25 protein-coding genes are annotated in these 20,306 nt (G+C 35.8%); 23 read left to right on the plus strand and 2 right to left on the minus strand.

Features of this window, described 5'->3' with window-relative positions:
• Positions 1-14: 14 nt before the first annotated feature.
• From NHG49_RS07575 to NHG49_RS07615, 9 genes are all read left to right on the plus strand, one after another.
• Positions 15-494 (plus strand): LysM peptidoglycan-binding domain-containing protein, encoded by a 480-nt coding sequence (locus tag NHG49_RS07575; RefSeq protein ID WP_064476625.1) that lies wholly within the window; start codon positions 15-17, stop codon positions 492-494.
• Between the two features lie 58 nt (positions 495-552).
• Positions 553-1,329 (plus strand): metallophosphoesterase, encoded by a 777-nt coding sequence (locus NHG49_RS07580; RefSeq protein WP_064476624.1) that lies wholly within the window; start codon positions 553-555, stop codon positions 1,327-1,329.
• Positions 1,329-2,204, plus strand: a complete 876-nt coding sequence (locus NHG49_RS07585; protein WP_258125647.1) for a MerR family transcriptional regulator — start codon at positions 1,329-1,331, stop codon at positions 2,202-2,204. Before NHG49_RS07580 ends, NHG49_RS07585 begins: the two co-directional genes overlap by 1 nt.
• Before the next feature lie 77 nt (positions 2,205-2,281).
• Complete coding sequence (locus NHG49_RS07590) at positions 2,282-2,890, plus strand: genetic competence negative regulator (RefSeq protein ID WP_001235391.1); 609 nt, start codon at positions 2,282-2,284, stop codon at positions 2,888-2,890.
• A gap of 351 nt (positions 2,891-3,241) precedes the next feature.
• A complete protein-coding gene (gene gudB, locus NHG49_RS07595) occupies positions 3,242-4,528 on the plus strand; it encodes an NAD-specific glutamate dehydrogenase (protein ID WP_000225171.1) in 1,287 nt (428 codons plus the stop codon).
• 78 nt (positions 4,529-4,606) lie between these two features.
• Positions 4,607-4,816 (plus strand): hypothetical protein, encoded by a 210-nt coding sequence (locus NHG49_RS07600; protein ID WP_064476622.1) that lies wholly within the window; start codon positions 4,607-4,609, stop codon positions 4,814-4,816.
• Between the two features lie 93 nt (positions 4,817-4,909).
• Positions 4,910-5,146, plus strand: coding sequence for a DUF3961 domain-containing protein (locus NHG49_RS07605; protein WP_001983018.1), 237 nt, complete (start codon positions 4,910-4,912; stop codon positions 5,144-5,146).
• 79 nt (positions 5,147-5,225) lie between these two features.
• Positions 5,226-5,756, plus strand: coding sequence for a peptidoglycan recognition protein family protein (locus tag NHG49_RS07610; RefSeq protein WP_001240648.1), 531 nt, complete (start codon positions 5,226-5,228; stop codon positions 5,754-5,756).
• Between the two features lie 109 nt (positions 5,757-5,865).
• The gene (locus tag NHG49_RS07615; protein ID WP_001168483.1) at positions 5,866-6,846 is read left to right on the plus strand and encodes a YpdA family putative bacillithiol disulfide reductase; all 981 of its coding nucleotides are present in this window, start codon (positions 5,866-5,868) and stop codon (positions 6,844-6,846) included.
• A gap of 36 nt (positions 6,847-6,882) precedes the next feature.
• On the opposite strand, the gene ansA is transcribed toward NHG49_RS07615, so the two are convergent.
• Positions 6,883-7,857: an asparaginase gene (gene ansA / locus NHG49_RS07620; RefSeq protein ID WP_081257388.1), complete on the minus strand. Its 975-nt coding sequence runs from the start codon at positions 7,855-7,857 to the stop codon at positions 6,883-6,885.
• Between the two features lie 180 nt (positions 7,858-8,037).
• On the opposite strand from ansA, the gene NHG49_RS07625 reads away from it, so the two are divergent.
• The 4 genes from NHG49_RS07625 to NHG49_RS07640 all read left to right on the plus strand — a co-directional run bounded on the left by NHG49_RS07625 (position 8,038) and on the right by NHG49_RS07640 (position 11,560).
• Positions 8,038-8,211 carry a YpfB family protein gene (locus NHG49_RS07625; RefSeq protein WP_000738047.1) on the plus strand — a complete coding sequence of 58 codons (174 nt, stop codon included), beginning with the start codon at positions 8,038-8,040 and terminating at the stop codon, positions 8,209-8,211.
• Between the two features lie 128 nt (positions 8,212-8,339).
• Positions 8,340-9,017: a (d)CMP kinase gene (cmk, locus tag NHG49_RS07630; RefSeq protein ID WP_000361262.1), complete on the plus strand. Its 678-nt coding sequence runs from the start codon at positions 8,340-8,342 to the stop codon at positions 9,015-9,017.
• Positions 9,018-9,349: 332 nt separating this feature from the next.
• On the plus strand, positions 9,350-10,498 hold the full coding sequence (gene rpsA / locus NHG49_RS07635) for a 30S ribosomal protein S1 (RefSeq protein WP_000229549.1): 1,149 nt from the start codon (positions 9,350-9,352) through the stop codon (positions 10,496-10,498).
• A gap of 12 nt (positions 10,499-10,510) precedes the next feature.
• On the plus strand, positions 10,511-11,560 hold the full coding sequence (locus NHG49_RS07640; protein ID WP_088048403.1) for a type 2 isopentenyl-diphosphate Delta-isomerase: 1,050 nt from the start codon (positions 10,511-10,513) through the stop codon (positions 11,558-11,560).
• A gap of 331 nt (positions 11,561-11,891) precedes the next feature.
• Here NHG49_RS07640 and NHG49_RS07645 read toward each other — a convergent pair whose 3' ends face one another.
• Positions 11,892-12,026: a YpzI family protein gene (locus NHG49_RS07645; RefSeq protein ID WP_000513900.1), complete on the minus strand. Its 135-nt coding sequence runs from the start codon at positions 12,024-12,026 to the stop codon at positions 11,892-11,894.
• A gap of 116 nt (positions 12,027-12,142) precedes the next feature.
• On the opposite strand from NHG49_RS07645, the gene NHG49_RS07650 reads away from it, so the two are divergent.
• The 10 genes from NHG49_RS07650 to NHG49_RS07695 all read left to right on the plus strand — a co-directional run bounded on the left by NHG49_RS07650 (position 12,143) and on the right by NHG49_RS07695 (position 20,205).
• Complete coding sequence (locus NHG49_RS07650) at positions 12,143-12,754, plus strand: YphA family membrane protein (protein ID WP_000399216.1); 612 nt, start codon at positions 12,143-12,145, stop codon at positions 12,752-12,754.
• Entirely contained in the window at positions 12,747-13,640 is an 894-nt protein-coding gene (locus NHG49_RS07655) for a YIEGIA family protein (RefSeq protein ID WP_064476620.1), read from the plus strand. Before NHG49_RS07650 ends, NHG49_RS07655 begins: the two co-directional genes overlap by 8 nt.
• Positions 13,637-13,822 carry a capping complex subunit for YIEGIA gene (locus tag NHG49_RS07660; protein WP_258125649.1) on the plus strand — a complete coding sequence of 62 codons (186 nt, stop codon included), beginning with the start codon at positions 13,637-13,639 and terminating at the stop codon, positions 13,820-13,822. Before NHG49_RS07655 ends, NHG49_RS07660 begins: the two co-directional genes overlap by 4 nt.
• 124 nt (positions 13,823-13,946) lie before the next feature.
• Positions 13,947-15,257 (plus strand): ribosome biogenesis GTPase Der, encoded by a 1,311-nt coding sequence (gene der, locus NHG49_RS07665; RefSeq protein WP_001125888.1) that lies wholly within the window; start codon positions 13,947-13,949, stop codon positions 15,255-15,257.
• Between the two features lie 18 nt (positions 15,258-15,275).
• Entirely contained in the window at positions 15,276-16,298 is a 1,023-nt protein-coding gene (locus NHG49_RS07670; protein WP_000161770.1) for an NAD(P)H-dependent glycerol-3-phosphate dehydrogenase, read from the plus strand.
• 115 nt (positions 16,299-16,413) lie between these two features.
• Positions 16,414-16,665: a stage VI sporulation protein F gene (locus NHG49_RS07675; RefSeq protein WP_000369753.1), complete on the plus strand. Its 252-nt coding sequence runs from the start codon at positions 16,414-16,416 to the stop codon at positions 16,663-16,665.
• A gap of 266 nt (positions 16,666-16,931) precedes the next feature.
• Positions 16,932-17,135 carry a DUF2768 domain-containing protein gene (locus tag NHG49_RS07680; protein ID WP_001288995.1) on the plus strand — a complete coding sequence of 68 codons (204 nt, stop codon included), beginning with the start codon at positions 16,932-16,934 and terminating at the stop codon, positions 17,133-17,135.
• A 64-nt stretch (positions 17,136-17,199) separates the two neighbouring features.
• Entirely contained in the window at positions 17,200-17,913 is a 714-nt protein-coding gene (locus tag NHG49_RS07685; RefSeq protein ID WP_064476619.1) for a hypothetical protein, read from the plus strand.
• 242 nt (positions 17,914-18,155) lie between these two features.
• A complete protein-coding gene (gene spoIVA / locus NHG49_RS07690) occupies positions 18,156-19,634 on the plus strand; it encodes a stage IV sporulation protein A (protein ID WP_000416522.1) in 1,479 nt (492 codons plus the stop codon).
• Positions 19,635-19,932: 298 nt separating this feature from the next.
• The gene (locus NHG49_RS07695; RefSeq protein WP_001043860.1) at positions 19,933-20,205 is read left to right on the plus strand and encodes an HU family DNA-binding protein; all 273 of its coding nucleotides are present in this window, start codon (positions 19,933-19,935) and stop codon (positions 20,203-20,205) included.
• Positions 20,206-20,306 lie beyond the last annotated feature (101 nt).

The following is a 20,306-nucleotide window of genomic DNA, read 5'->3' on the forward strand; positions in this document are numbered from 1 at the left end:
TGGTGGTGAACAACATGAGAAAACGAATTCCTGATTTCGAAGAGGAATTAGAAGTTGAGCGAGTGGAAGAAAAAGAAAGTTTACCGCCGCGTAGTGAAATTCATAGAAATAAAGAGAAAAAAGAAAAGTTTAAAATGAATCATATTTTCGTCCGAGTTTTAACATTTCTATTCATATTACTACCAATTAGTATCTTATGGTATACAGATAAATATATTCAGGTGAAAAGTGATGGTAATAACGCTGGGAAAAGTGCGTTTGAGGTCATTTTCTTTGATTCAGCTAAATCTGATTCTGAGGCAACATCTGAGAAAGTAGTAACGCATACAGTGAAAGAAGGAGAAACTTTAGAAAGTATAGCGAAGCAATATTTTTCAGATGAAACTGGGATTGAAGTGATTAAAAAGTATAATGATTTACAAGAAGATGAAGTGAATGTAGGTCAAGAAATAAAAATTCCGATAAAAGATAAGTCCGCAAAGCAGGATAGCTAGTAACATACCTACTATAAAAACGGAGGATTATCTTTATGAGGAAGGGAGTAAAAAATATATGATATGGATTATCTTATTAAGTGCTCTCATATGTATTGGTATTATATTTCTTCTTGTAATGTATACAGAAGCGATGCGTAATACTGTGTTAGAACATACTTTACTTTTTGAAGAATTTCCGAAAAGTTTTCAAAAAGTAAAGGTGTTTTTTATTTCTGATATTCATAGAAGGGTCATTTCAAGTTCATTAATTGAACAAGTAAAAGGAAAAGTAGACCTTGTAATTATTGGCGGTGATTTAGCGGAAAGAGGCGTCCCTTTATCGAAAATTTCTGCAAATATACAAAAGTTAAGAGCGATAGCTCCTGTATATTTTGTATGGGGAAATAATGATTATGAGATTGAATATCATGAATTAGATGCTTTGTTATTAGAAAATAATGTGAAAGTTTTAGATAATACAAGAGTTGTATTTGAGTCTGAACTAGGAGAAAAAATTTGTTTACTCGGTATAGATGATGTTGGTTTGAAGCGTGATCGTTTAGATTTAGCGTTGGCTGATTGCAAAGAAGATGGTTTTCGCATATTAATTAGCCACAACCCTGATATAATAAATAAAATGTCTGGAAAAGAACAAATTTCACTTGTGTTAAGTGGACATACACATGGAGGACAGATTCGATTATTCCCATCTAAAAAATATTTAAAAGGTGGCGTATATAAGCATTCAAATATGACTCTTTTTGTTAGTAATGGGTATGGAACAACGTTGATTCCACTTCGCTTCCGAGCACCTGCTCAAACACATATTATTACGTTATGCGGAGGGAAATGATGCCAACTCTAAACGGGAAATATAACATAAAAGCTGTTTCGAATATAATTGGAATTCAGCCGAGTACGCTTCGTGCATGGGAAAGACGATATCAAATTATTGCCCCAAAGCGGAATCATGCGGGGCATCGATTATATACAGAAGAACATATTCAAATTTTGAAATGGTTAATGGACAAGGTTTCTTCCGGCATGATGATTGGACAAGCAGTTCAATTATTAGAAGAGAATCGTTTGCAGAGTAATGTTCAAAAAGAAATACATTACGATAGAGAAGTTGTTTTAGTGGACGATTTACTGCAAGCTTTGTTAAAATTTGATGAAATTACAACTTCTGCATTGTTAAACGAGGCTTTCAGTATTTATGCAACAGAAAAAGTCATAGCAAGTATTGTTCTTCAAGTGTCAAATAAATTGTTAACGTTAAAAAATAATAATGAAGTTACAATGGTGCAATTCCAATATGTCGTATCATTTTTACAAACTCGTCTAGGAATGGTGTATCATAATGCATCATCATTTTCTTCTATACACAAAGTTGTCGTGTTAGAAAATAATATGTTGAAAGGGTTTGTTTTCTCAACGTATTTACGCTTAAAAGGATATGAGGCGATATATATTAGGTCAAGATTAGTGGAAGATGGTATTTTGTTAGCTGTTGAGCAAATACAACCTACATATGTAGTAGTCTCTTTTAATGAGGAACGAGAACTTAAGAACGCGATGAAAGACATGAATTTGTTGCAAGAAAAAAGTGAGAAACTTTCTGTTGGATTTATAGGAGAAATAGGTGCTCGAGATCAGTTGAACATTCAAACATGCCTAATTGGTGATACGAAAGAAGAATGGGATGATTGGTTAAAAATGTTAGAATAGTTGTTCGAAAAGAACCATCTATTTTCTATTTCATATAATAAAAATTATATTCATTGGTTACGTAGGGAGGGTATGAGATGAGGCTGGAACGATTAAATTACAATAAGATAAAAATTTTCTTAACATTTGATGATTTATCTGAACGAGGGTTAACAAAAGAAGATTTGTGGAGAAATGCACCGAAAGTACAGCAATTATTTCGTGATATGATGCAAGAAGCAAATAAGGAACTAGGGTTTGAAGCGGATGGCCCGATTGCAGTTGAAGTATTTTCTCTACAAGCGCAAGGAATGGTCGTAATTGTAACGAAAGAACATCAAGATGTGGATACAGATGATGAGTTCCGTGACGAGTTTATTGAAATGCAAGTGACTCTAGATGAAAGCGAGCATATACTTTATGAGTTTGCTACACTAGATGACGTAATTAACCTGTCGAATCGTTTATATAACCTTGATGTAACTGGCGGAAAACTATATACGTGGGATGGGCGTTTCTATCTTTGGATGGAAGAAGAGGAGCAAGTTCAATTACTGAAGGCAGATTTTATAGCTATTTTAGCGGAATATGGTAATCCGTCTACAGCAACTATTTATCGTCTAATGGAGTATGGTAAAGAATTAATGGCTTCTCAAGCAATTGAACAAATACACAATTACTTTGTGAAAAAACAAAACCTTAGCTAATATAACAAAGCTAAGGTTTTGTTTTTTATTTGGAGAAACCTAAAATGTTGGTCTGAAAATGTCAAAACGATTAATGGTATAGCGGGAATCATAAATATTTGGGTGCTCTTTACTATACTTAAAAATATCTTCTTAAGTTGTTATATATAAGTAAAATAAAAAATATTTAAATATTTAAGTATTTTACTTTTCTAAAAGCGATAAAAGGACTATAATGATAGTGAAAACGCTTGCAACAGGAAATAGTTTGTATATATTTGTTAGCGTTTTCTATTGCATTCCAAATTTAACGGTGTATACTAGGCAATGAAGGTTTACTAAACAAGTGAAATTACAGGGGGTTTACTTACTATGGTAGCCGAAAAGGGAACTCAAACAAAAACACAACAACAAAGGGAACAACATTTTGAACTATTGAATTCGACACAAATTGTTATTAGTGAAGCATTAGAAAAATTGGGTTATCCAAACGAAGTATATGAATTATTAAAAGAACCAATTCGTATGATGACAGTGAAAATACCAGTTCGTATGGATGACGGGACTGTTAAAATATTTACAGGATATCGTGCACAACATAATGATGCTGTTGGTCCAACGAAAGGTGGAATTCGCTTCCATCCGAATGTAACAGAAAATGAAGTGAAAGCACTTTCAATTTGGATGAGTTTAAAATGTGGTATTGTTGATTTACCATACGGTGGAGGTAAAGGTGGAATTATCTGTGACCCACGTGAAATGTCATTCCGTGAGTTAGAAAGATTAAGCCGCGGTTATGTACGAGCAATTAGCCAAATCGTAGGACCGACGAAAGATATTCCAGCTCCAGATGTATTCACAAACTCTCAAATCATGGCATGGATGATGGATGAATATAGCCGTATTGATGAATTTAATTCACCAGGATTTATTACAGGTAAGCCACTTGTATTAGGTGGATCACATGGACGTGAAACAGCAACGGCGAAAGGTGTAACAATTTGTATTCGCGAAGCTGCAAAAAAACGCGACATTGATATTAAAGGTGCACGCGTTGTTGTTCAAGGATTCGGTAATGCTGGTAGCTTCTTAGCTAAATTTATGCATGATGCAGGCGCGAAAGTTATTGCAATCTCGGATGCTTACGGTGCATTGCATGATCCAAACGGATTAGATATTGATTATTTATTAGACCGTCGTGATAGCTTCGGTACAGTAACAAAACTATTTAATAATACAATTTCAAACAAAGAATTGTTAGAACTGGATTGCGACATTTTAGTTCCAGCTGCAATTGAGAACCAAATTACAGAAGAAAATGCTAATAATATTAAAGCGAAAATCGTTGTTGAAGCTGCAAATGGTCCAACAACATTAGAAGCAACTAAAATTTTAACAGATCGCGGAATTTTACTTGTTCCAGACGTATTAGCAAGTGCTGGCGGTGTGACAGTATCTTACTTTGAGTGGGTACAAAATAACCAAGGTTACTACTGGACTGAAGAAGAAGTAGAACAACGTTTAGAAAAAGTAATGGTAAGATCATTTGATTCTATTTATGAAACAGCACAAGTTCGTAAAGTGAACATGCGCTTAGCTGCGTATATGGTCGGTGTTCGTAAAATGGCTGAAGCAAGTCGCTTCAGAGGTTGGGTATAATATTATATCGTGAGAAAACGTGATTCCTTTCGAGGGAATCACGTTTTTTTGTTGAAGTATTAGTGTGAGGTGTTGTATATGGAAAATGAAATGATGGAACGAGTAGAACAATTAGAAGAAAAGGTTAAGAGGTTAGAGGGAGAACTCTCAAGAACGATGAAAGGCCGAAAAACAAGTAACGTTCGGATGTTCGGAGAAGGACTACTGTTTTTAATATTTGGTGCAGTTGTAGTAGGGCCGATTATCGCTTTTGTAATCTCGATTCTTACTTGGATTGTTGAAAAATAAAATAAAAACAAAAAAGAACGCTTGTTCTGCACGAACAAACGTGCTATACTTTCCTTAGATAAACAAAACGGAAATGATTTTAAGGAGAGATAAATGATGAAAATGACAGTAGACCAAAGATTTATGATGCCAGCAGATGTTGTAGAACGAGTGGAAGTATTAAGAAACAAACAAAGTAAGCGCGGCACATTATTACAATCTGTAAATAAATTTTTCGGTTTAGATACGAAAGAAGATTGTGTTTGGTTTTACGGTTTTTATGGAGTTGCTGTAAGTATTTTATTATTTATGGTGTTCACATCAAATATTTTCGATTTTCTCTTCGCGTAAGAAATATGCGATAAGGACATTGCTACCGAATACATATATAAAGAAGTAAGGTAATCTTCTGAAGTGGGAGTTGGTAGTAATGGCGATGTTTCCTATAGAGCGTAACTATATTGGGTATGGAAGTTCACGACCGGGAATTCCTCTTTCTAAAGTAAGGTTTATTGTAAGTCATGATACGGGGAACCCTGGTAGCAATGCGATAGGGAATCGGGATTATTTTAATGAAATACAACCGAAAGCTTCGGCACATACATTTATAGATGATAAAACAATATTGGAAATTGTTCCTATAAATGAAGTTGCCTATCACGTTCGATATGGTGTGCCGACAGATAATGACTTATATGGTTATGATGCCAATAAGGCTGCCATTGGAGTGGAACTTTGTTATGGCGGTGATGTTAACTTTTGGGAAGCATATACCCGTTTTACGTGGTATCATGCGTATTTATGTCAAAACTTCGGCTTGAATCCGAAGAAAGATATCGTATCACATAAAACACTTGACCCAGCTAGAAAGATTGATCCTGAAAATGTATTAGGGAAACAAGGTATTAAATTTCAGCAGTTTTTAGCAGATGTCTATCGGATGTACGTTTCGTTTAGATGACAAATATATGAAAAATGAATACAATAAAGATAGGTGCCTACTGCTGTAAGTAGGTTTTTTCTTGTTTTTATAAATAGCGTATTGGTAGAAGACTAGGAGTGAGCTGAGTATGCAGAAAGAAACAGCTATCATAATTGGAGGCGGTCCGTGCGGATTAGCAGCAGCAATTTCGTTGCAAAAGGTAGGGATAAATCCGTTAGTAATTGAAAAAGGAAACATTGTAAATGCGATTTATAATTATCCAACTCATCAAACATTTTTCTCTTCTAGTGAAAAATTAGAAATTGGTGATGTAGCTTTTATTACAGAAAATCGTAAGCCAGTTCGAAATCAAGCGCTTGCGTATTATCGTGAAGTAGTAAAGCGTAAATCTGTACGTGTAAATGCTTTTGAGCGAGTGGAGAAAGTACAAAAAGATGGAGAAGTTTTTCATGTTGAGACAACAAAGCGTGACGGAAGTAAAGAAATATATATAGCGAAATATGTTGTTGTAGCAACTGGATATTATGACAATCCAAATTATATGAATGTTCCTGGCGAGGAACTGAAGAAAGTAGCTCACTATTTTAAAGAGGGACATCCTTATTTTGATCGAGATGTAGTAGTTATAGGTGGGAAAAACTCGAGTATAGATGCCGCGTTAGAACTTGTTAAAACCGGTGCGCGTGTAACGGTTTTATATCGCGGAAGTGAGTATTCACCAAGCATTAAGCCGTGGATTTTGCCGGAGTTTGAGGCGTTAGTACGAAGCGGCACAATTCAAATGCATTTCAGGGCTCACGTGAAAGAAATTACTGAACATACAGTAACGTTTACAGTCGATGATGAGGCATATACAATCCAAAATGATTTTGTATTTGCGATGACTGGTTACCATCCTGATCATAGTTTCTTAACGAAGATGGGTGTTCGGATTGATGAAGAAACAGGACGTCCGATTTATGCAGAGGATACAATGGAAACGAACGCTGAAAATATTTTCATTGCAGGTGTAATTGCTGCTGGAAATAATGCAAATGAAATATTTATTGAGAACGGTCGATTTCATGGGGATGCGATTGCGCAAACCATTGCGTCAAGGGAAATATAAAAAGAAGCTGTCGAAATAAACTTCGACAGCTTCTTTTTAATTGTGCATAAACATATTTTGGATTGTTTCATGAGAATTTGTATTCTCTAATGCAACTAATAATTTAATACGTGCTTTTTGAGCATTTAAACCGTATGTGAATACAATACCCATATCTTTTAATTGTTTGCCGCCACCTTCATATGAATATACATCTTGCACGATGCCATTGAAACAGCGAGAAACTAATACGACAGGAATTCCTTTGTCGATTAATCGTTCTAGACTAGGAAGTGTTCTTGGAGGTAAATTACCTTGTCCAAGTGCTTCAATAACAATCCCATCTACTGGAAGGTTTTCAATTGCTCCTAACAATGTATCGTCCATACCAGCGTATGCTTTTAGAACAACTACGTTTTTAGAAACCTTATTTACTGAATATGTTTCATGGTGTACTAAAGCGTGATGGAATACAACGCCGCGCTTTGTTACCATACCAATTGGTCCATACTGTGGACTCTGGAATGTTGCCACGTTACTTGTATGTGTTTTCGTTACATTTGTAGCGCAATGGATTTCGTCGTTTAATACGACTAAAACACCTTTTTCAGCAGCTTCACTACAGCTAGCTACTTTTACAGCCGATAAGAAGTTATATAGACCATCAGCACCTAATTCATTACTAGAACGCATTGCACCTGTTACAACGATTGGAATAGTTGCTTGCACTGTTAAATCTAAGAAATAGGCTGTTTCTTCTAATGTATCCGTACCATGCGTAATGACTACGCCATGAATGTTGTCTTGTTTTACTCTTTCATCAATGATGACTTGTAATTGTAACATTTCGCTCGGTGTCATATGAGGAGATGGTAGATGGAACACGTCTTCAACGATTAAATCAACATCGCCTTCTAAATCAGGAATAAATTTTAAAAGAGGATTTTTTTCACCTGGTTGTACGACCCCAGTTTCTTTATCTTCCTCCATTGCAATTGTTCCACCTGTGTGTAAAACTAGGATTCTTTTCAATGCTTATACCCCTTTCAAGTTGAAAAATACATTTAGAACATAACATGTTTTGAGTAAATTCGACAATGGAAATGTATAAAAGTATGCCTCGAAAATGACAATAAAGTTAGCTGCTATATATACGATGTATAAAATCACGAAACGAAATGTGTAAATGTAGGATAGGAGGGAGCAATTACATTGAAAAAGATGGAGAAAATTTTTATTCGTATATTAGTAATACAATTCATTTGTCTTTCTGTTGTGCAATTGTTATTTATACATAAGTCATCAGTGAAATATTTATCTAAAATTGTTTATTATGAAGGTGTCATGGTAAAAAACAAAGCAGAAATCTTACAGGTGAATAGGTAGTTTTCATTTTCTTCTATGGAGGATTATGCTACAATAATTGAGGATTTAATGACGTGAAGCAAATGAGAAGAAGCAGGAGAATACCTGCTTTTCGTTTTGTTTTATAAGTGAAAAAATGAGGTGTTACAATGGATAAACGAATTTCAATTGCTATAGATGGTCCAGCAGCTGCTGGAAAAAGTACGGTTGCAAAAGTTGTGGCAAAGAAACTTTCTTACGTTTATATTGATACAGGCGCAATGTACCGCACGATTACATATGCAGCCCTTGAACAAAAAGTGGACATTGAAAATGAAGAGAAGTTAATGGAAGTTGTAAAGAATGTAAATATTGAGTTTCAGCAAGGAGAAAATACACAACTTGTATTTTTAAATGGACAAGATGTTTCTGAAGTAATTCGTACACCTGAGGTGACGAATCGAGTATCTATTGTGGCGAAACATCGCCTTGTTCGTGAAGAAATGGTACGTCGTCAACAAGAGTTAGCGGAAAAAGGCGGCGTTGTAATGGATGGCCGTGATATTGGTACACATGTGTTACCAGATGCTGAAGTGAAGATCTTTATGCTTGCTTCTGTTGAAGAAAGAGCAGAAAGAAGACATTTAGAAAATATAAATAAAGGTTTCGATTCTAATTTAGAGCAGTTAAAAAAAGAAATTGCTCAGCGTGATAAATTAGATTCAGAACGCGAAGTTTCTCCTCTAAAGAAAGCTGATGATGCATTGGAATTAGATACAACTTCTTTATCAATTGAAGAAGTTGTCCAAAAAATTATGAGTATTGTTTCAGGAGTGTTTGCGAAATAAAGAAAGGGGATAACCTCTTTCTTTTTTGTTTATATAGCAATGTAAAGGATGCGTGAATTGTGAGTCTCTTTCCTTGACAAATGATCGGATTTGTAAGAAGTTAGTAAAAGAAGGATAAAACTTTCAGAATATATTCGCTATTATATTTCAAAACATACTTTCTTCAAGATGATTTTGCTGTATACTATTTATATAGGTTTAATATATTTTCTAGTGAAATGTATGAAAACTGAGTATGTGATGATAAATTCTTAAACATGCAAATGAAAACATATGTTTTCATTTCGTATATACATAAAAATGCTTTGTCAATTCTGTAGGGAGGTATTTCCATGGTAGAGAAAATGAATGAAGAAGTTATGGATTCAAAAGAATTACAAGTTGGTGACGTTGTTACAGGTTCTGTAACGAAAGTTGAAGAGAAACAAGTGCTTGTAAATGTTGGATACAAAACAGATGGCGTAATTCCAATTAGTGAATTAGCTAACGTTCATATTGAAAAAGCAAGCGATGTTGTAGAATTAGATCAAATACTAGAATTGAAAATTATTAAATTAGAAGAAGATGATCTTGTCTTATCTAAACGTGCTGTTGATGCAGAAAAAGCATGGGTAGAATTACAAGAGAAATTTACTTCTGGTCATGTGTTTGATGTTACTGTAAAAGATATCGTGAATGGTGGATTAGTTGTGGACCTTGGTGTTCGTGGTTTTATCCCAGCTTCACTTGTAGAAGTACATTATGTAGAAGATTTTACTGACTATAAAGGCAAAACATTAGCCGTGAAAATTGTTGAATTAGACCGCGAAAAAAATCGTGTAATCCTTTCGCATAAAGCAGTAGTAGAATTAGAACTAGATTCTAAGAAAAAAGAAGCGATTTCTTCATTAAAAGAAGGAGACGTTGTTGAAGGAACAGTGCAACGATTAACGGATTTTGGTGCTTTCGTTAACGTTGGTGGTGTGGACGGTTTAGTTCATATTTCACAAATTTCACACGAACGTGTAGAGCAACCTTCTGAAGTATTAGAGCAAGGTCAAAAGGTAAAGGTAAAGGTATTATCTGTTGATGCTGATACACAACGTATTTCTTTATCAATTAAAGCAGCTCAGCCAGGACCTTGGGAGAATGTTGCTGGCGAAATAAAAGCTGGAGATATTCGTGAGGGAGTAGTAAAACGTCTTGTTACATTCGGTGCATTCGTTGAAATTTTACCTGGCGTTGAAGGTCTTGTGCATGTATCTCAAATTGCAAATCGTCACGTGAAAAATCCAAATGAAGTATTGGAAATGGGACAAGAAGTAAAAGTGAAAGTGCTTGAAGTCCATGTTGCAGAGAAACGTATTTCTTTAAGTATAAAAGAAACGCTTGAGGAAAATAATGTAATTGAGGATTACAGTCAGTATGAACCAAATGCTGATTCTGCTACTTTCCAATTAAGTGATATTATTGGTGAACAACTGAAAAAATTAAAGAAATAAAGAGGGGTACAAGTGGTAAGGGCAAAACGTAAATTAGATCATATTGAATACGCTCTTTCTACTGGTCAGTCTCGTACGCATGGCTTTCATGATATTGATTTTGTGCATCAAGGATTGCCAAATTCAAGTTATGACTCAATAACATGTGAAACAAAAATCGGCGAACTTTCACTAAGTTCGCCGATTTTTATCAATGCGATGACTGGTGGTGGGGGAGAGAGAACGTTACATATTAATGAGCAATTAGCATATGTAGCGAAACATCATAATCTTGCTATGGCTGTAGGGTCGCAAATGGCGGCGTTAAAAGATGAAAGTGAGGCTGCTTCTTATAAGATTATCAGAAAGGTAAACCCGAATGGTGTTTTCTTTGCTAATTTAGGTAGTGAGGCAACTATCGAACAAGCAGAGCGTGCCGTTAATATGATTGAAGCGAATGCATTGCAAATTCATTTAAACGTCATACAAGAGTTAACGATGCCAGAAGGAGACCGTGACTTTACTGGTGTACTTCAGCGCATTGAGAAAATTGTATTAAATAGTAAAGTTCCTGTCATTGTGAAAGAAGTTGGATTTGGGATGAGTAAGGAAACCGTACAACAGTTAGCGAGCATAGGTGTAACGGCAATTGATATTGGTGGACAAGGTGGTACAAATTTTGCTGCTGTTGAAAATGAAAGAAGACAGCGAATGCTTTCTTATTTTAATAACTGGGGCATACAAACAGCAACCTCGATTATTGAAGCAACCTCTACAAATAATAACCTCTCTTTTATTGCATCTGGGGGTATACAAACAGCGCTTGATGTAGCGAAAGCAATCGCATTAGGGGCGAATACAACTGCGTTTGCTGGATATTTTTTACGTATTTTAATGCAAGATGGTATCGAGAAGTTAGTGGATGAAATTGATCTTTTACATACAGATTTGAAATTTATTATGACAGCTCTTGGTGCAAAGACGATAGAAGAGTTACAGGCTGTACCTCTTGTTGTAAAGGGCGAAACGTATCATTGGTTAACGCAGCGTGGTATTGATACGACGCATTATAGTAGAAGATAAAAAATCAACCGTTTGGTTGATTTTTTTGTTTTTTGTTCGTTTTAGTAATATAAGGTGAGGAATGGAATTAATATTCTATCAAAATAAAATTATTCCTATATAAACACTATCTTGTGCAAGTTGCGACTGAAAAAGAGGCTGGAAAATGTAGATAGTTTGCTACTGAATTATTGGGGAGGGTTTAATTTCGCAAAGGAAAAAATAGGTGGAGATAAAAATAAACCATAGAAAAATTCGGATGTTAAATGTTATTTTGATATAAGTAAAAATCATTAAAATAATTATGTAAAAGACGGTTTCGTACAATATCGAAACCGTCTTTTTGTGTTCATTAGTGCTGATTTTGTTTTCGGGCTTGCTCTGGTGTATCCAGTCCAGTTGCACCCGGATATTGTAGTGATTGGTCACGATCAGATTCAACGCGTCGTGATTCTCTTAGTTTTCGTTCTTGACGATCTTTACCCATAATGAATAGCACCTCCTTATTAAAAGTGTTGCTGTTATATGAAAAAACTATGCGCGAAGAAAGTGGATTAACTTTCATAAAAAGTTCCCATAATGGAAAACATAGGAGGTGAAATGATGGAAGGGAGTACTTTTTATTTTTTAGCTTGGATAGGGTGGATCGTTGTAACTTTTTTTATGAAAAAAGACTCTATGCGCTGGAAGATAAGCGTTTGTATATTGATTTTTATTATTTGCTCTCCGTTACATGTAACGATTGCTTCATTCACGGTATCAGTAAATGCACTTTTGCTTTGTATTGTTGCTTTTATAGGAATCGCACTATATTCTATTTGGAAAAAATTATATAGCTTACTTTCGGCACTTATTATTGCAATGTTATATACAAGTTTTCATTTGTTAGAAGTATATGATCCGATTTGGATTGTGGTGGACAGGTTGTTTTTGTTAAGTGGTGCTCTTGTGTATGCATCGGTTTTATTGCATGAGGATCGCATATTGAGATTATGTTCTCTTTATATAGGAATGTTACAGGGGGAATTGTTAGTGACACTTATTTTTCGAAAACTACATTTCCCTTATGATTACGGAAGTTTAGCGTTTTTTGATATCGTCGCCGTTGCTACATTTTTCATGGCAATTTTGTTTTGGATTGCAAAAGCATCAGTATACATGGAACAGTTCAAGAGGAAAGCACGTAAAAGAAAGGCGAGGGTAATACATGATTGAATATACACCGGCCATTTTATGCGGAGTAATAGCGGGGACAATAACGAGAGTGCTAATGCTCCGGACAGATACGCGTCAATATCCGACGAGGCTCCACGGAAAAATTATTCACGTTGCGATGGGGTTAATTGCAGCGGCTTTAGGAGCGATTGCGATTCCGTCAATTTTGAAAAAAGATTTTTCTGCTATTACATTTCTTACATTAGCAGCAACACAGTTTCGTGATGTGCGTAATATGGAAAGAAATACCCTTCAACAATTAGATGGATATGAGCTCGTACCGCGTGGAAATACATATATTGAAGGGATTGCGTTAGTTTTTGAAAGTCGAAACTATTTGGCGATGTTAACGTCGTTTGCAACGACGTTTGCGTATATAGGATTCCATTCGTGGATTGCTGGAGTAATTATGGCTATAATCGCATTTATTATCGCGAAAAAATTAATGTCTGGCAGAAGGTTACATGATCTTGTTGATATCGAGCATGTTCCACTTCGTTTTGAAGGAGCGGGGCTGTATATTGATAACATTTACATTATGAATATTGGATTGCCAGCAAGGCAAGAGGAAATTATGAAATATGGAATGGGCTTTATTTTAAGGCCGAAAACAATTGATGCGATGGTGACAATCTCAAACTTAGGACAACGACAAGCTATTTTACATGATGTTTCTGTTGCTTTAGGGATTTATAGAGATTCTGGTACGCCAGCGCTTGTGCCGTTGGCAAAGCGTGATTTAGAAGATGGTAGGGTTGGGATTTTTGTCTTGCCACAAGATCAAGATGCAGAGAAAGCGATAGGTGTCATAGGGAATGTGCCGACGTTAGAAAGTGCTGTTCATATGTCATCGGAAGCCCCGAAAGGAAGGGGAGATAAAAGATGAGGTTAGAAAGTGTGATTCTCGCGGTTATTACAACAACGCCGGAGAAATTTGCTGGTGGTGCCCCTTTGTTTACTTGTGAATCGACAGATGAGTTAGAATTTGTTGCAAATAATTTAGAGGCAATTTTAGATGGTATTGCGCATCGCTTACAAGAGAATGTATATATTATTGTGAAACATTAGTAACGTGTGGTATAATGTGAGGTGTTTTGATACGCTGAGAAATATTCTGGAATGCAAATCCCTTCTTGCACAAAGAAGGGTTTTTTACATAATAAACAGAAGCAAGTTGAAAGGATGAAAGTATATGCCGAAACCAGTAATAGCAATAGTAGGCCGCCCGAACGTAGGAAAATCTACTATTTTCAATAGAATTGTTGGAGAAAGAGTTTCAATCGTAGAAGATATACCAGGTATAACACGAGACCGTATTTATAGTGCGGGAGAATGGTTAAATCATGAATTTAACATTATTGATACAGGTGGAATTGATATTGGAGACGAGCCGTTCTTGACACAAATTCGTCAACAAGCGGAAGTAGCGATTGATGAAGCAGATGTTATCATTTTTATGACGAATGGTCGCGATGGTGTAACTGCAGCAGATGAAGAAGTTGCTAAAATTTTATATCGTTCTAAAAAACCAATTGTACTTGCGGTAAATAAGGTTGATAATCCAGAAATGCGTAGTGATATTTATGATTTTTATGCATTAGGATTTGGCGAGCCATTCCCGATTTCAGGTACACACGGTTTAGGACTTGGTGATTTGTTAGATGAAGCTGCAAATCATTTTCCAAAGATTGAAGAAGAAGCGTATGATGATGAAACAATCCGTTTCTCTTTAATTGGCCGTCCAAATGTAGGGAAATCATCACTTGTAAATGCACTTCTTGGTCAAGAACGTGTAATTGTAAGTAATATAGCGGGAACGACACGTGATGCTGTTGATACGCCATATAGTAAAGATGGTCAAGATTATGTAATCATCGATACAGCTGGTATGCGTAAAAAAGGGAAAGTATACGAAAGCACAGAAAAGTATAGTGTACTTCGTGCGCTTAGAGCGATTGAACGTTCTGACGTTGTTTTAGTCGTTTTAGACGGAGAAGAAGGAATTATTGAACAGGATAAAAAAATTGCTGGATATGCTCATGATTCAGGACGTGCTGTTATTATCGTCGTAAACAAATGGGATGCAGTGAAAAAAGATGAAAAAACAATGAAAGCATTTGAAGAAAACATCCGTGCTCATTTCCAATTTTTAGAGTACGCACCGATTGTATTCTTATCTGCGAAAACGAAAAAACGTACACAAACATTATTACCAGTTATTAATGAAGTAAATGAAAGTCATAGTATCCGTATTCAAACGAACGTATTAAATGATGTAATTATGGATGCGGTAGCGATGAATCCAACACCAACTCATAATGGTAGCCGTCTGAAAATCTTCTATGCGACACAGGTTGCGGTAAAACCACCAACATTTGTTATATTTGTAAACGATACAGAATTAATGCACTTTTCATATGAGCGCTTCTTAAAGAATCGTTTACGTGAAGCGTTCGGTTTTGTAGGAACGCCGATTCACATTATCGCTAGAGCAAGAGACTAATGGAGAGGATGTGATTTTATGACAAAAATCACAGTAGTTGGAGCAGGTAGCTGGGGAACAGCGTTAGCGATGGTATTAGCTGACAATGGACATGATGTACGTATTTGGGGAAATCGTTCTGAACTTATGGATGAGATTAATACAAAACATGAGAATAGTCGATACCTTCCAGGAATTACATTGCCAAGCACAATCGCAGCCTACTCTTCTTTAGAAGAAGCATTAGTAGATGTAAATGTAGTACTTCTTGTAGTACCAACGAAAGCGTATAGAGAGGTATTACAAGATATGAAGAAATATGTAGCGGGTCCGACTACTTGGATTCATGCAAGTAAAGGGATTGAACCTGGTACGTCAAAACGTATTTCAGAAGTGATTGAGGAAGAAATTCCAGAGGGCTTGATTAAAGACGTTGTTGTACTGTCTGGACCGAGTCATGCTGAAGAAGTCGGTTTACGTCAAGAGACGACGGTTACGTCTGCAGCAAAGCGTATGGAAGCTGCTGAGGAAGTACAAGATTTGTTTATGAATAGTTACTTCCGTGTATACACAAATCCGGATATTGTTGGGGTTGAGCTTGGTGGTGCGTTAAAAAATATTATCGCATTAGCTGCTGGGATAACTGATGGACTTGGATTAGGTGATAATGCGAAAGCGGCATTAATGACACGTGGTTTAACGGAGATTGCTCGTTTAGGAAGAAAAATGGGCGGAAATCCATTAACGTTTGCTGGTCTAACTGGTATGGGAGACTTAATTGTAACTTGTACAAGTGTTCATAGCCGAAATTGGCGCGCTGGAAATATGCTTGGAAAAGGACACTCTTTAGAAGAGGTGTTAGAAAGCATGGGTATGGTTGTAGAAGGTGTAAGAACAACGAAAGCTGCTCACGAATTAGCAGAGAAAATGGAAGTTGAAATGCCGATTACAGCTGCTTTATATGACGTGCTGTTCAATGGGAATAATGTGAAAGATGCAGTAGGCTCATTAATGGGACGTGTTCGAAAACATGAAGTGGAAGCTATACCTGACTTACTTTAAAGAAAAGCGACAGAAGTACATTTGTACTTCTGTCGCTTTTTATTTTTATGGGTCTTTTCACCATTTTTTTAATTTTGCATAGGATGAAGAGTAACTTGAGGAGAGGGTGAAAAGAATGGATAATAACATTTTTAATAACATTGAAAAAGAAGCGAAAGTGAATAAAGAAGATATTTTTAAATTAGCATCATCTGTACAGAATGCGAATTTACGTGATGAGACTGTGCTTCGTCAATTGATTCATCAAGTGGCTCTTATGGCAGGACGTGAAGTGCCGAAAGAACAAGAGGATCAAATTGTAAAAGCGATCATTAACAATAATATGCCCGCTGATTTTGGCTCGTTAAGCAAAATGTTTAAAAAATAAAATATAAGAAACAAAGAGTTTGTAGATTGCATATGATAGCCATGAAAGTATGGGAATAGAGCTGTTTTGGGCATATTTGGTCAACCGAAGCGAGAGATATACTCGCTTCGGTTTTATTTTTATCTAGATTAGTGGAAGATGCGAAAAAACCTGTTGATTAAAGTTATATATTCGTAATTTGTAGTAAAATGTTCTTTTTGTATTTGTTTAAAGATTTTAATTTGTTAAAATAGTATAAAAATAGATTGATAAAAAGGGGTGTGTATATGTCAGAAGGGCTCATAAAAATGTGGTTTGCTTTAGGAGCAATTGGATTTATGTTTTTTGCAGTAAGTTTTATTTTACTAAGTAGATACAAAATAAAGAATAAATTTTTGAAAGGGATTACAGCGTTAGTAGCGTACACCCTTATGATTGTGTCAGGAATTGTTATTTTTCTTGTTGTATTTAGTGGACCTGTACAGCAGTAAAGGGAATGGTCTCGAAAATGCTACATACGGAGCAAGTTATATTAGTATGAAAAGGTGATTGCTAGTGAAAAAAGTCCATATTATTTTAATATTTTGTTGTATGAGCCTTTTAACAGGATGTCTGTATCCGAAAGAAAATATGAAACAAAATGCCGTTCCTTATGAAGATCAGATACAGGTTGTTCAAAAAGCTATAGTGACATTTAAGGAGCAAAATGAGGGTATATTGCCAATTAAGACGCGGGATATGAGTACGCCTATTTATCAAAAGTATCCAATTGATTTTCAAAAGATTGCTCCGCGCTACATACAAGAAGCGCCAGGAAATGCGTATGAAAGTGGAGGAGTATACCAATACGTATTAATAGACGTTGAAACAAACCCGACAGTAAAGTTAATTGATGTTAGGATGGCTGAACAAATCCAGGAATTATCATTAAAGCTTAGGATGTATCGAGATGAACATCAATATCCACCTTTTAAAAAGGTAATTTCAGATGGTGTGTATGAATTAGATTTCAAAAAACTAGGATATAAAGATGTACCGCAAGTGACAAGTCCGTATTCTGGTAAAGGGCTTCCTTTTGTAATCAATGAAAAGGGAGAAATTTATGTTGATTATCGAATCGATTTATATGAAGCGTTGAAAAAAAATGAAGGGCAATTTAAGGAGGGGGAAGATATTCGGAATATACTTTCGAAAGATTCTCCATTTGTACCTGCGTATTCTTTACCGTATACGGTAAAGAATGGAGAACCAATTTTTTTAAAATCATAAGTCATGAACCTTTCTTTTAGTGAATAAGTTCTAGAAGAAAGGTTTTTTATGTTACACAACTTGCGATGCAAACAAAAGGTATTTTTTAATAGTCATATGAAATTGGACAAAATTATATGATATATTGTCCGAACTTCTAGAATACCATTATATTATATCAGATATTATAGGCAACGTTAGAGAAGGTATTAGTTGACTATAAATGTGGAATTATTCCCAAAAATATTGAGGGAGGGAATCACTTGGAAAAGGTAGATATTTTTAAAGATATTGCGGAACGCACAGGCGGTGATATTTATTTTGGAGTTGTAGGAGCTGTTCGAACAGGGAAATCAACATTCATTAAAAAATTTATGGAACTTGTAGTTATTCCTAATATTGAGAATGAGTCTGACCGTCAAAGGGCGCAGGATGAACTGCCTCAAAGTGCTGCTGGTCGTACAATCATGACGACGGAACCGAAGTTTGTTCCAAACCAAGCGGTTTCTATCGAAGTAGATGAAGGTCTTGAAGTGAATATTCGATTGGTAGATTGCGTTGGATATACGGTTCCAGGAGCAAAAGGCTATGAAGATGAGAATGGCCCACGCATGATTAATACTCCTTGGTATGAAGAACCTATTCCATTCCATGAAGCTGCAGAAATCGGAACACGTAAAGTAATTCAAGAACATTCCACAATTGGTGTTGTAATTACAACAGATGGAACGATTGGTGAAATTCCAAGAAGAGATTATATAGAGGCAGAAGAACGCGTAGTAAATGAGTTAAAAGAAGTCGGAAAACCTTTCATTATGATCATCAACACTGTACAGCCGTATCATCCAGATACAGAGCAATTGCGCCAAAGTTTATCTGAAGAATATGATATCCCAGTCATTGCGATGAGTGTAGAGAGTTTAAGGGAAACAGATGTGTACAATGTGCTTCGAGAAGCTTTATTTGAGTTCCCTGTTTTAGAAGTGAATGTTAACCTTCCGAGCTGGGTGATGGTGTTAAATGAAGGACATTGGTTACGCCAAAGTTATCAAGAAGCTGTTCAAGAGACTGTGAAGGATATAAAACGTCTTCGTGATGTGGACCGTGTCGTTTGGCAGTTTAGTCAGTATGAATTTATTGATCGAGCGAGCCTAGCTGGCATTGATATGGGGCAAGGTGTAGCAGAGATTGATTTATATGCACCAGATGAATTATATGATCAAATTTTAAAAGAAGTAGTAGGAGTAGAAATTCGAGGGAAAGATCATTTATTGAAGCTTATGCTCGATTTATCTCATGCGAAAGTAGAATACGATCAAGTGGCGGATGCTCTGCGTATGGTAAAGCAAACAGGATATGGTGTAGCAGCGCCTGCGTTAGCTGACATGAGCTTGGATGAGCCGGAAATTATTCGTCACGGTTCAAGGTTTGGTGTAAAATTAAAAGCTGTAGCTCCGTCTATTCATATGATTAAAGTAGATGTGGAGTCAACGTTTGAGCCGATCATTGGTACTGAAAAGCAAAGTGAAGAATTAGTTCGTTATTTAATGCAGGATTTTGAAGATGACCCATTATCAATTTGGAATTCTGATATATTCGGACGTTCACTTAGCTCTATTGTTCGAGAAGGCATTCAAGCGAAACTATCTTTAATGCCAGAAAATGCGAGATATAAATTAAAAGAAACGCTAGAAAGAATTATTAATGAAGGATCTGGCGGATTAATTGCGATTATATTATAAGAAAAAATCCCTCTCATCGTAGAGGGATTTTTTTGATTTTCGCGTATAGAATAGAGAAATAAACAGTCATTATCTAATATATTGTTGTAAATTGTCAAGTTTCATCAGATTTTCACATTTTAAGAGTAACAATTTCCTTAAAAATATTGAATTATAAAGGAGAATCGTATAATATAGGCGTTGATAATGATTTATCTACATCTTTGTAGTATAGAATTTGTAAAAATTGCCTACAAATGAAAGTAAGACTCATTTTATGATCATTATACAGTCTTATCTTTGGGAGGAGGTGAATGGCATGAACAAGACAGATTTAATCAATGCTGTTGCAGAAGCAAGTTCCCTTTCTAAAAAGGACGCAACAAAAGCAGTAGACGCTGTTTTTGATTCTATCTTAGAAGCTTTAAAACAAGGTGATAAAGTACAACTGATCGGATTCGGTAACTTCGAAGTTCGTGAGCGTGCGGCTCGTAAAGGTCGTAACCCACAAACAGGTGAGGAGATTGAAATCGCTGCAAGTAAAGTACCTGCATTCAAACCTGGTAAAGCGTTAAAAGATGCGGTTAAATAATCCTTACATATTAACAGGGAAGAAGAGTTTCCTTTTTGGGAACTCTTCTTTTTGCTTTTAAAAACATAAATATGCTAGAATGTGTTCGTATCACTTTTAGG

It is taken from the genome of Bacillus sp. IBL03825 (assembly GCF_024712505.1).
In the GTDB taxonomy this organism is placed as follows: domain Bacteria; phylum Bacillota; class Bacilli; order Bacillales; family Bacillaceae_G; genus Bacillus_A; species Bacillus_A wiedmannii.